The following is a 12,357-nucleotide window of genomic DNA, read 5'->3' as shown; positions in this document are numbered from 1 at the left end:
GTTAAAGAATGAACTTAGTTAGATCTTTATTTGTTATTATATCACTAAGTTTTTCATTAACATATGCTTCAGTTACGGTAATTTCTCCCATTGTCATGTCCGGGCCTTCGTATAAGACATCTTCCAGCAACTTCTCAAGAATTGTTGACAACCGTCTGGCACCAATATTATCTGTTCCCTGGTTAACATCGTAAGCAATTTGTGCAATTCGCTCAACTGCTTCTTGTGTAAAGACTAACTTAATCCCATCGGCTTTCATCAATGCTACATATTGCTCTAATAATGAGTCCTCTGGGTCCTTAAGTATTTTAACGAAGTCATCCTTTGACAAGGCATTAAGTTCCACTCTAATTGGGAAACGTCCTTGTAATTCAGGGATAAGGTCACTCGGCTTGGACTCTGAAAAAGCGCCAGCTGCAATGAAGAGAATATGGTCTGTAGTTACCGGGCCATATTTAGTTTGAACTGTTGAACCTTCAACAATTGGCAAAATATCTCTTTGTACTCCTTCACGCGATACTTCACCGGAAGTTTTCTGGTTGCCAGCTGTAATCTTATCAATTTCATCAATAAAAATGATCCCATTATTTGCCGTTCGTTCAATTGCCTTTTGATATAAGGAATCATAATCAACCATTTTACGGGATTCTTGCTGAATTAAAACTTCCCGGGCATCTTTGACAAGGAGAGTTCGTTTGATTTTCTTCTTAGGTACTAAATCATTGAGCATTGAGCTCATATCAATTCCCATTTGCCCCATCATGTCACCCATCGGGTTAACCTTTGGTGCCTGCTCAACTTCGATTGTAACCTCACGCTTTTCAAGCAGACCTTTATTCAACTGTTCTGAAACAGTCAATCTCTCATTGCGAATATCATCTGTTATTTCTTCCTGATCTGCTGGTGAATTCTGGTCATTGTTTTGACCAGCCGCCATAATCATCGACATCATGTCTTGCCATTCCTGCATTTGATTCTTGCGTTTGTCACGTTTAATTCCGGGCACAAGCAAGCGCACTAAAATTTTATTGGCTTCTTTAGCTGCCTGAGGGCGAACGCGATCAAATTGATCCTTTTCTTCCATACGAACCGCTTCATTGACCAAATCGCGGACCATCGATTCCACATCACGACCCACATAGCCAACTTCAGTAAATTTAGTCGCTTCTACCTTAACAAACGGAGCATTGACAATTGCGGCTAGCCTTCTAGCAATTTCTGTTTTACCAACACCAGTAGGGCCAGCCATTAACAAATTCTTAGGAGTAATATCCTCCTGCATTTTCTTTGGCAGTTGCATTCTGCGATAACGATTATACAAAGCAACAGCAACAGCCTTCTTGGCCTCATCCTGTCCGATTATATATTCATTAAGTAAGTTAACTATTTGTTTAGGTGTTTTGGTTTCCATATTTTTTACGCTCCGTTATTACAATTCGTCTGTGATAATCTGATCATCAGTGAAGATATCAATTCCAGAGGCTATTTCAACGGCTTCATGAGCAATTTCACTGGCAGTCATATTAGAAGAATGTCTGGTCATTGCAATTGCAGCCGCTTGGGCAAAATTACCACCAGAGCCAATCGCCACTACATTTTCATCTGGTTCAAGCACTTCACCGTTACCTGAGATTAGCAAAAGATCTTTTTCATTAAACGCAATCAGCATTGCTTCCAGCTTTTGCAAAGTGGCATCCTTACGCCAAGCCTGGGCCATTTCCACGGCTGCCCTGCGTAAATCTCCACCAAAAGCTTCCAGTTTGCCTTCAAGCATATCCTGCAGACTGACAGCATCAGCTACACCACCAGCAAAACCAATTACCACTTGATCATGATAAATTCGTCTTATTTTTTTGGCAGTAGCTTTGGCTATTACTTTTTCTCCTAAAGTAACCTGTCCATCACCAGCAATTGCGGTTTTACCATTAAATTTTACTGAACATATTGTTGTCATTATTTTGCCCCATCTTTCTTATCGTTGCGAGCAAAGTATTTTTCATAGTTTGCCTGCAAATGACTCATAGTTACATGCGTGTATATTTGAGTAGTTGACAAATTATCATGGCCTAAGAGTTCTTGTACACTACGCAAGTCCGCGCCGTTATTCAACATTGCCGTCGCAAATGAATGGCGCAACTCGTGTGGATGTACTTTACCATTAATGCCGGCTTTGTTGAAAACTTTTTGCATTATATACTCGATACCGCGTTCTGTTAGCCGCTTTCCCGTGTTATTTAGAAATACATAGCCAGAATCTTCCTGATCATTTAAAAGCTGCTTGCGTCCATCTTCTAGGTACTTGATTAAAGCAGCTTTAGTCTGATCGTCAAAAGCAACATAACGGTCTTTATTGCCCTTACCATGAACTAAAATTATCTTTAAATCTAAATCTATTTGTTTTCCTTTTAAATTGCTTGCTTCACTGACCCTCATCCCCGTAGTATAAAACAATTCAATTAATGCCAAGTTACGCAAAGTTAACGGGTCAGTTCCAGATAATGAGTCAAAAACCTGCTTAAGTTCAGGAGCATAAAAGAACTGAGGTAGTTTGCGCTCCTTAGCACGCAGAATTATAGTCTGGGTTGGATCTATTTTAACAATTTTGCGTCTAGTTAAAAAGCGGTAAAACGACCTAAGACTAGACATCTTGCGCGACTGTGTCGAACGCGCTAAATTTTGATCGGCTAAGTGCTGCAGATATATTTCAATGTCTCTTCTACCTATTTTTTCCCAACCATCAAATCCCCCTGAATCCTGCCAAAACCTTTTTGCAGATTTTAAGTCGGTTTGATAGGAGACAATTGTTTTAGGGCTGTACTGACGCTCATTGAGTAAATAGTCGGTAAAAAGAACTAGTAAATCATCTTGTTGTTCATTCATTTAATTCAATACTTTCTGTTGAAATTCCTTTAAGTTCTCTAAGCTTCTCTGGCTTATTTGTAAATGACGTTCTTTCTTATTACGGATCTTACGCCCTTCTAGTCCAGGAATTAGTGCAAAGCTGGCATTCATTGGCTGAAAATGCTTAATATCGGCGCTAGTGACATAATTAGCCATCGAACCTAAAGCAGTTAATTTGGGAAAAGTCACCGGTTCTTGCCCATTAGCTCTTCTGGCAGCATTAATTCCACAAACAAGGCCACTGCCGGCACTTTCAACGTAGCCTTCAACCCCAGTAACTTGACCAGCAAAAAATAAACCAGGCTGCTTTTTTGCCTCATACGCTGGAGTTAAAACTGCTGGTGAAGCCATATAAGTATTGCGATGCATTTTACCGTACCTAATAAAACGAGCATGAGCAAGTCCGGGAATCATTGAAAAAACCCGTTTCTGTTCACCGTATTTAAGATGCGTTTGGAAACCAACTATATTATACATTGATGCTATTGCATTATCCTGCCTGAGCTGAACCACAGCATAAGGAATTTTACCAGTAGTCGGATCTTCTAACCCTACTGGCTTAAGGGGACCAAAAAGCATTGTCTTAGGTCCTCTTTTTGCCATGACCTCAATCGGCATGCAACCTTCAAAAACGTCACTGTTTTCAAAGTCATGAACTTCAGCCGTTTCGGCATTGACTAATTCCCGCGCAAAATTCTCATACTCTTGCTTTGTCATGGGGCAGTTTAAGTATGCAGCCTCTCCCTTGTCATAACGTGATTTCTTATAAACGATATTCATATCGATCGAATCAGCAGCAATTATCGGAGCTGCGGCATCAAAGAAATGCAAACTTTCTGCACCAGAAAACCTTTGTATTTCTGCGGCAAGCTTGTCACTAGTTAAAGGACCCGTTGCAACAATGGCAATCGTGTCAGACGGGATTTGTGTAATTTCTTTTGTATGAAAATTAATGTTAGGTAAAGAGTGCAACTTGCTTGTGACATAGCCGCTAAATTCAGTCCGATCAACTGCAAGTGCTCCTCCTGCAGGAACTTGAGATTGATCAGCAGCCGCCATAATTAATGAATCAAGTTGCCGCATTTCTTCTTTTAATAATCCAACCGCGTTAGATAATTGATTCGAACGCATTGAGTTGGTACATACCAGTTCGGCCAGCTGGTCTGTTTTATGAGCAGGTGTCATTTTTTGCGGACGCATTTCATAAAAATCAACCGTGATTCCACGTTTGGCTAATTGCCAAGCTGCTTCACTACCAGCCAAGCCACCACCGACTACAGTTACTTTTTCAGGCATATCATCATATTCCTTTACTAAAATTATTTTCTTATATACAAGAATATCATCAAACCACAAATGATCTGATGATATTAACATAAATTTAACTTTCTATCGGGTTTTTCTCATTATTAGCTTCTTCTTTATAATCGCCGTTCGGGCAGAGGACAACAGGCCCCTTTTTATTTCTCTTTTCAATAAGAAAATGACCACAGTTGGGACAATTACGGTTAATCGGTTTATCCCAGGAAACAAAATCACAATCCGGGTAGCGCGAGCAACCATAAAATTTACGGTTACGCTTAGACTTTTTCTCAATTACGTCACCCTTACCACATTTAGGACAGGTAACGCCTACTTTTTTCACTATTGCTTTAGTGTTACGACAATCAGGGAAACGAGAACAAGCATAAAACTTACCATAACGTCCCATTTTAATAACCATTGGTGCTCCACAGATGTCACAATTAAATCCTGCAGGCTCATCTTTAATTTGCACCTTTTTAATACCGGCATCGGCCTTGTCTAATTCTTTTTTAAAGGGATGGTAGTACTCATCAATGACTTTAACCCAGTTTTTCTTACCCTCTTCGATTCCGTCAAGGTCATTTTCGAGTTGAGCCGTAAAATCGATATTGACGATGTCAGGGAAAAACTGCTCAATTAAATTGTCTACGATCTCTCCCAACTCGGTTGGGACAATCGCTTTACCATCCAATTTAACGTAATAACGCCGCTGAATTGTATCAATAGTAGGCGCATAAGTTGAAGGCCGACCGACACCATTTTCTTCTAGCGCATGAACCAAACTTGCTTCGGTATATCTAGCAGGTGGCATGGTAAAATGTTGCTTATTATCTGATTTAGTCAGTTTGACTTCATCGCCATTATTTAATTCCGGCAGTTCAATATTGGTTTCCTGCTGGTTGTCATAAACCTTGGTAAAACCGGCAAATTTCATTTTAGAACCGGTAGTTCGGAAAATTATCCCATTTTGAGTGATATCTGCTCTTACCGTATCATATACAGCTGGGGTCATTTCACTGGCTAAAAAGCGGGACCAAATTAATTTATACAAACGATACTGTTCAGTTGTTAAAACGGATTTAAGCGACTCTGGTGTTCGATAGACGCTAGTTGGACGAATTGCTTCGTGAGCATCTTGAGCATCTTCTTGATTTTTAAAATGGCGAGCCCCTTTGGCAGCGTATTCTTTACCGTATTTCTCGTTTAAAAATTTGGAAGCTTCAGCCTGTGCTATGGGAGAAGTACGCTTGGAATCCGTTCTCATATAAGTAATTAGACCAACAGTACCCTGCTTACCCAGACTAATTCCTTCATACAATTGTTGAGCAATACTCATTGTTCTTCTAGTACGATAATTCAAGCGCTTATTGGCTTCTTGTTGCAAAGTGGAAGTAGTAAACGGAGCAGCAGGTTGGCGCCGGCGCTCACGTTTAACCACATTCTCAACCTGAAAAATTTTCTTTTTATCGACTTGAGTTAGAACTTTTTGTACGGCATCATTATCAGGTAAATCAGTCTTCTTACCGTTTATACCCCAAAATTGACCCTTAAAAGTCTTTGCCTCTTTTTTAAATTCGGCATCAATTGTCCAGTATTCCTGAGGTTTAAAGTTCTTGATCTCTTTTTCCCGATCAATTACCAGCTTTAAAGCAACCGACTGAACACGTCCGGCACTCAAGCCTTTTTTAACTTTTTCCCATAAAATAGGAGACAAAGAGTAGCCCACAATTCTGTCCAGAATTCTCCGGGCCTGTTGGGCATTAACAGTATCCATGTCGATAGTTCTAGGATTTTTAAAACTGTTTTTAACTGCATCTTTAGTGACTTCGTTAAAAGTTACTCGATTTTTGTCATTTTGGTCTAAATTAAGAACATGGGCTACGTGCCAAGCAATAGCTTCACCTTCACGGTCAGGGTCGGATGCTAAATAGACATCTTTAGCTTTTTTGGCTTCAGACTTAAGTTCCTTAATGGTATCGCCCTTACCTCTAATTGAAATATACTTTGGCTTGTAATTATGGTCAAAGTCAATACCCATCTGTGATTTAGGTAGGTCACGAATGTGTCCTTTAGAAGCAATAACGCGGTAATTACGCCCCAAATATTTCTCAATAGTTTTAGCCTTTGCCGGAGACTCAACTATGACTAATGTTTTTTTACGTTTCTTTGGCTTTGATTTAGTAGGCATCAACAGCCTCCTCATTAAATTCTTTTTTAAATACTTAATTGAGAATAGAATATTTAACTACTAATTGTCAAATCTTTCAAGTTAGAAATCAAAATCAGTAATGGGATAAGCTCCTGCCTGGATGAGCTTATTAGGACCTTGAGAAAGCTCACTGGTAATTGGACCTGGAACAGCATAAATATTACGATTTTCTTGTAAAGCTAAATTAGCTGTAATTAAAGAACCAGATTTTTGCTTGGCTTCTGTGACAATCACACTTTCAGCTATGCCAGCCAAAATTCTGTTTCGCTGAGGAAATCTGAAAGGTTTTGGCGGCGTATCTGGCAGGTACTCACTTACAATTAATCCTTTTTGTGCAATCTGTTCCTGCACGTGACAATTTACCATGGGGTAAAAATGATTTAAGCCATTACCTACCACCGCTATTGTTTGACCATGATATTTTAATGCTGCTTTGTGTGCCATTACATCTACGCCTTTGGCCAAACCACTGGCAATAACATAGTCATTCTTTATTAAGTTAGGTACAATCTTATTCAAAACAATACTGCTGTAATTGGTTGCCTGGCGCGAACCGACTATTGTTACAATGTTTTTCTGCAGCAATTGCACATTACCCTGTAAAAATAAAATTAACGGTGGCTGGTATATTTGACGTAAGTTCTCAGGATATTCAGAATCAAAAAAACTGATAATTTGACATTGCTTTTCTACTCTTTTAATCATTTTGTCTGCACGCATGTCATTATAGGCATTAATGCAGGTTTTTATCAAGCTGTTTGTCAAGTCCAAATTTTTGATAGTTGGAATAGTGACCTCATCAACATTTAACTGACTTGCAACCCGTAACATCTTAACATAACCGATGTTTTTTTGTAATTTCAAGCGCAAAAGAAAGCTGGTAATTTTCATAAAAAAACCTCCTAAATACAAATACGTAAAAAGGAGGAATATTTTTTATTGATAAAAGGAATTTACAGGTGCAAAAGTCTTGCGGTGAATCGGGCATGGTCCGTATTTCTTAAGTGCTTGAATATGAGTCTGAGTGCCATAACCAGCATTTTCGTCAAAATGGTATTCAGGATAAATGCGCGCATAATCCGCCATCAATTTATCCCTAAAAACTTTAGCTACAATTGAAGCTGCGGCAATAGAGTTTGACTTAGAGTCTCCCTTAATTAATCGAATTTGCGGTAGATTCACCGGTACTTGCATAGCATCAACCAGCAAGGCATCAGGTTTAACATATAAATCCCTTACGGCTGCGGCCATCGCTAACCGGTCTGCCTCGTATATGTTTACTTTATCAATAATTTCAGGACCTTTAACTCCAATTGCCACATCAACTGCTTTTTCTAAAATTAATGGATATAATTCTAAACGTCTACTGGCACTGACTTTTTTAGAGTCATTAACATCAATTAAATCAAAACTGTTATCAATAACTACAGCCGCTGTCACGACCGGACCCGCTAATGGACCTCTGCCTACTTCATCTACACCTGCAACTAATTGGCTTTTTGCCCAAAAAGTTTTTTCATATGCAAATCTTTTTAAAAAAGCAGCTTTCTTTTTAGCTAATTTTTGCTGACGATTATTGTAACTAAGTAGTAGTTTCTGCACACCAACGCGCGTATCATTTTTTAAGATATTCAAATCTTCTGGACTAACTGCATCCTTAGCAAGTAATTTTTTAATTTCTCCAATCGTCATATGCGATCTAATGTAATCCTTCCTACTTTTCCTTTGCGCAGCCTTTGTAATAGGTACATAGAAAAGCGATCATAATCATCACGCATGCCGTATTCTTCAGTTAATGCCAATAACAAATCAGTATCATTAATTCGTTCAATTTCAGCTTTTGGTGTGCGAGCAAACTTACTTAAATCGTTTAAATAATGTTTGCGCAATTTTGATAAAACAAATAAAGCAACATCATCGGCACTAAAAACAGTATCCTTGATGGCACCAAGAGCGGCAAGCTTTAATCCAACTGTTTGGTCTTCAAACTTAGGCCATAAAATACCTGGAGTATCTAAGACTTGAATATTTTCAGTAGTTTTTAACCAATTTTGGCCCTTTGTCACTCCCGGTTTATTACCAACTTGAGTCACATTTCGGCCTACAAGACGATTAATAATGGTTGATTTACCACAATTAGGTATGCCGGCAATAGCTACTCTAATCACTGGGCTGACTGCCCCTTTTTGGGTCAACTTATTAATTTTATTAGCAGCAGCTTTTTTAATCATTTTCACTAATATCTGCATATTGGTGTTATGAAGAGAATCCAAAGCCATCACATATTTTCCTTTGGTGGTAAATTTTTTTTGCCATCTTTTGGTCATTACTGGATCAGCTAAATCTGCCTTATTCAAAATAATTAAATGTGGCTTATCTCCCACCAATTTTTCGATCATTGGATTACGTGAAGACTGAGGAATTCTTGCATCCAAAACTTCAACGAAGACATCAATCAAGCTCATTTTATCTTCAAGTTGATTCCGAGCTTTATTCATATGTCCCGGATACCATTGAATGTTAACCATTATCTGCCTTTCCCCAACTAAAATGGCTTCAAATTTCAAGGAAGCCTTAAATTAATACGTCATCTTTTCACGATACATTTGATATGCTTTATCAAAAATGCTCATACTTGGTAAATAGCCAGCATTGAGCTCAAGATAATCAGATAATTTCTCATAATTCTGTTCCTGTTTAGGAAAAGTCTGATCATTTTGTGCGTTATTGGCAAATTGTGCAACTTCATCATTTGAATCAGCATTACGCTGAGTCATCAAATAACGATAAAAACTTTCTCTATAGGCCAATTTCTACTCCGTATAATATAAAATTGCGTAAGCACCCATCCCTGCATGTGTGGCAATAATAGGACTGGTTTCTCTTACCAAAACATCTATCTTGGAATTGATATCTTTAATTTTCTGAGCTAAATCAAGAAGCTTCTGCGGCGTACTACCATTTGCGACATACGATATGCCAACTTCTTTAATTTTTTCTTTATTAGCTTCGATCTCATCTAAAATGCGCTTATCAAAAGCTAAAGAGAACTGATGTGAACCCTAAAATTAGGACACTTTATATTAGCTGCTAACTGAGGACTAACTTTCGATATTCAAGCGGAGTTAGTCCTTTTAGTTTAATTTTGATTCTTTTCTGATTGTAATACTCAATGTAGTCTCTAATCGCATCTTCCAGTTCAGTGAGATTCTTAAAGTGCTTTTCAAAGCCATAAAACATTTCTCGCTTGAGTATCCCGAAGAAGCCTTCCATTAGCCCATCATCAAGCGAATTGCCCTTGCGTGACATTGATTGGCTAATGCCATGATTTTTGAGCCACGCTTGAAACTGACCATTTTGGTATTGCCAGCCTTGGTCTGTGTGAAAGATCAAACCATTCAGTGCCGGATGTTTGCGCCAAGCTTGCCTTAACATGTCCATGGTCTGCTTAAGATTAGGGCTGCGGGAAATAGTATAGGAAACAATCTCTTGGGTGCAGCCATCAATGATCGGTGATAAATAGGTCTTTTGCCCCTTGAGCTTAAACTCCGTCACATCTGAATACCATTTGTGATTGGGATAAACCGCACTGAAGCTGCGTTTAATCAGGTCAGGCTTAATCGGACCCTGAGTGCCGCGATAGCTGCTGTATTTGTGCCAGCGTTTACTGACTATGCCAAACAATTTCAGCTTGTTCATTAGGCGCTGCACCTTTTTATGATTGACTAATAAACCGCGACGCCTAAGCTCTGCAGTAATGCGGCGATAGCCATAGCGGTGCTTGTGTTCTTCATAGATAGCTTTGATTTCAGCCATTATTTCTCGATTGTCCCGCTCTTTGTCCTTCTTCTTTAAAGTGTAGTAATAATTACTGCGGGATAGATGGGGCAGATTGGGATTGGCATTAATGGCATCAAGAATAAAAGTTACGCTGACTTTAAGCTCGCGTCTTAGTTGGGTAACTGCCTGGGCTATTTCCGCGGCTTGCGGTTCTTGGTCCGCTGGTCGACTAAGACGCTCAATTTTTTTACGAATTCGTTCTCGATTTTCAGCTTCAAGTTCTGCTGGCGTAAGCGTTCGTTTTCTTGCTTGAGCCGATGATTTTCCTGTTTGATCAGCTGTTCTCTTTTGGTCATGGGGCGGTCGTCCTCTCTGCTTGTTAACGATATTATACCCATTTTTACGGTATTCGCGCAGCCAGTTGTACAACATGCCACTACTTTTTAAGCCCAAGTCAATAGATACTCGACGGGCAGGCTCATGTTCAACTATGATTCGCCTAAGGGCCTGCTCCTTAAAATTACTTGTATAAGTAGTGAAAGGCTGATCTAAAATAGCTAGACCGTGACGGCCAATTAAAGCTAACAAGTAATTAATATTAGATCTGCCAACCCGATAACGCTGACTTAACTCAGCAGGGCTTATTTGATAATCGTGCCAAAGATGATAGATTTCAATTTTATCTTGTTTAGATAATTTAGACATAAAAATGACCCCCAAATTTGTCCTAAATTTGGGGGTCATATCAAACTTCTTGCCTCGACCTTTTTTAGCAATTTTCAAATGGCCATTGGGCATCTGCAATTCAATTCTGATATTAAGCATGTTAACAATTTTGCCGGCTAAAGGACCCAAACGTCCACCCTTAATAACATTTTCTAAATTGACAATTAGTAAATGCAAACGTTGAGTTTTTTTGATTTTTTCAATATGAGCTAAAATTTCAGGAATAGTCTTGCCTGCAGCTGCATCGCGTGCAGCAGCCAGAACCTGAAAACCTTCAGAACGATCCGTCAATTCAGAGTCAACAATATGAACCAGATCGGATTTACCCGTTAATTTCACAGCCTGACGAGCAGCGTCAATTGTTCCACTTAATACCTTGGCTAGAAAGATACCGATAACTTCACTGCCATCTTTAGTCAAATCATTAATGGTATCAACTATTGTTCCGATTGGCGGCTGACTCGTGGTTGGCAATTTTTTAGATTCACTCATTTTTTGGACAAATTGCTGTCTGGTTATTTCCACCCCATCAATATAAGTATTGCCGTCAATTGTGACCGACAAAGGCACAACGGTAATATGATATTTTTTTATTTCTTCCGGCGTTAACTGTGCGGAAGAATCAGTCAAAATTTTAATTTCTGACAACGTACTCGCCCTCAATTCTGCTTAGATGTTCTCATTTATGATAGAATGTGAACTGTATTAATTATAAATTATTATAGCAAAAAAACTTGTAAATAAAAGAAAGCGAACAAACTGTTTCATGATGAAATTGCAAAAATTGTGGCAGGAACCTGCTCATAGATCCAAAACATACTACTTAGTAGATAACATTTTAAGTGCTGTCACCCATGGTATCGGCTTCTGTTTAGCAGTAGCAGGTCTAGTTTTGTTGATCATTAAAGCAGTTTCAACTCATAGCCTTTTAAGAATTGTCACTTTTACTATTTATGGTTCCTGTTTACTTCTGCTTTATTTATTCTCTACACTTTTTCATAGTTTAATTTTCACTCGTGCCCGTAATGTTTTTCAAATTTTTGATCACTCATCAATTTTTCTGCTAATTGCGGGTTCATATACCCCTTTTTCACTAGTCGCCATTGGTGGGAAATGGGGAATTTTACTGTTCAGTCTGGTATGGATCATCGCTATATTTGGCATCATTTACTATATTTTTAATAGGGGTAAGCATGTAATACTTGATACTATTTTGTATGTTGCAATGGGCTGGCTCGTAATTTTGGCTGGCAACTACCTCTATGTTCGTCTCAGTCCTGTGGGGTTTTGGCTTTTAGTCGGCGGTGGCGTAGCTTATACAGTTGGTGCCCTTTTTTATACAATGAAAGGTATTCCTTTTATTCATGTAATCTGGCATCTGTTTGTTATTTTAGGCTCAACCCTGATGTTCTTTTCTGTGCTATTGTACGTCTGAA

General features: G+C 38.8%; 11 protein-coding genes and 2 pseudogenes. 1 reads left to right on the top strand and 12 read right to left on the bottom strand.

From position 1 onward, the window contains the following. Position 1 precedes the first annotated feature (1 nt). The 12 genes and pseudogenes from hslU to LDX54_RS04755 all read right to left on the bottom strand — a co-directional run. Entirely contained in the window at positions 2–1,411 is a 1,410-nt protein-coding gene (gene hslU, locus LDX54_RS04810; RefSeq protein WP_265666737.1) for an ATP-dependent protease ATPase subunit HslU, read from the bottom strand. A gap of 18 nt (positions 1,412–1,429) precedes the next feature. Further along, positions 1,430–1,954 (bottom strand): HslU--HslV peptidase proteolytic subunit, encoded by a 525-nt coding sequence (gene hslV / locus LDX54_RS04805; protein WP_046324812.1) that lies wholly within the window; start codon positions 1,952–1,954, stop codon positions 1,430–1,432. After that, on the bottom strand, positions 1,954–2,880 hold the full coding sequence (gene xerA / locus LDX54_RS04800; protein ID WP_122037571.1) for a site-specific tyrosine recombinase/integron integrase: 927 nt from the start codon (positions 2,878–2,880) through the stop codon (positions 1,954–1,956). The genes hslV and xerA overlap by 1 nt, the downstream gene beginning before the upstream one ends. Continuing rightward, a complete protein-coding gene (gene trmFO, locus LDX54_RS04795; protein ID WP_122037717.1) occupies positions 2,881–4,197 on the bottom strand; it encodes a methylenetetrahydrofolate--tRNA-(uracil(54)-C(5))-methyltransferase (FADH(2)-oxidizing) TrmFO in 1,317 nt (438 codons plus the stop codon). An 85-nt stretch (positions 4,198–4,282) separates the two neighbouring features. After that, complete coding sequence (gene topA / locus LDX54_RS04790) at positions 4,283–6,394, bottom strand: type I DNA topoisomerase (protein WP_046324810.1); 2,112 nt, start codon at positions 6,392–6,394, stop codon at positions 4,283–4,285. 81 nt (positions 6,395–6,475) lie between these two features. Continuing rightward, complete coding sequence (dprA, locus tag LDX54_RS04785; RefSeq protein ID WP_187157166.1) at positions 6,476–7,306, bottom strand: DNA-processing protein DprA; 831 nt, start codon at positions 7,304–7,306, stop codon at positions 6,476–6,478. 45 nt (positions 7,307–7,351) lie between these two features. Further along, positions 7,352–8,107 carry a ribonuclease HII gene (locus LDX54_RS04780; RefSeq protein WP_265666738.1) on the bottom strand — a complete coding sequence of 252 codons (756 nt, stop codon included), beginning with the start codon at positions 8,105–8,107 and terminating at the stop codon, positions 7,352–7,354. Continuing rightward, a complete protein-coding gene (gene ylqF, locus LDX54_RS04775; protein WP_046324807.1) occupies positions 8,104–8,943 on the bottom strand; it encodes a ribosome biogenesis GTPase YlqF in 840 nt (279 codons plus the stop codon). Before ylqF ends, LDX54_RS04780 begins: the two co-directional genes overlap by 4 nt. A gap of 51 nt (positions 8,944–8,994) precedes the next feature. Continuing rightward, positions 8,995–9,225, bottom strand: a complete 231-nt coding sequence (locus LDX54_RS04770; protein ID WP_046324806.1) for a YozE family protein — start codon at positions 9,223–9,225, stop codon at positions 8,995–8,997. A 3-nt stretch (positions 9,226–9,228) separates the two neighbouring features. Beyond that, positions 9,229–9,468 (bottom strand): annotated as a pseudogene (locus LDX54_RS04765) (DegV family protein); the annotation flags it as partial. 37 nt (positions 9,469–9,505) lie between these two features. Further along, a complete protein-coding gene (locus LDX54_RS04760; RefSeq protein ID WP_348650909.1) occupies positions 9,506–10,900 on the bottom strand; it encodes an IS3 family transposase in 1,395 nt (464 codons plus the stop codon). Positions 10,901–10,942: 42 nt separating this feature from the next. Next, positions 10,943–11,569: pseudogene (locus tag LDX54_RS04755) on the bottom strand (DegV family protein); the annotation flags it as partial. Positions 11,570–11,690: 121 nt separating this feature from the next. Between LDX54_RS04755 and LDX54_RS04750 the strand changes: the two are divergent. Further along, a complete protein-coding gene (locus LDX54_RS04750) occupies positions 11,691–12,356 on the top strand; it encodes a hemolysin III family protein (protein ID WP_046325203.1) in 666 nt (221 codons plus the stop codon). Position 12,357: the final 1 nt, after the last annotated feature.

This window comes from Lactobacillus sp. IBH004 (assembly GCF_026185255.2).
Taxonomy (GTDB): Bacteria; Bacillota; Bacilli; order Lactobacillales; family Lactobacillaceae; genus Lactobacillus; species Lactobacillus melliventris.
The sequence above is the reverse complement of the archived record's forward strand: the minus strand, read 5'-3'. Positions and strand labels throughout refer to the sequence as shown.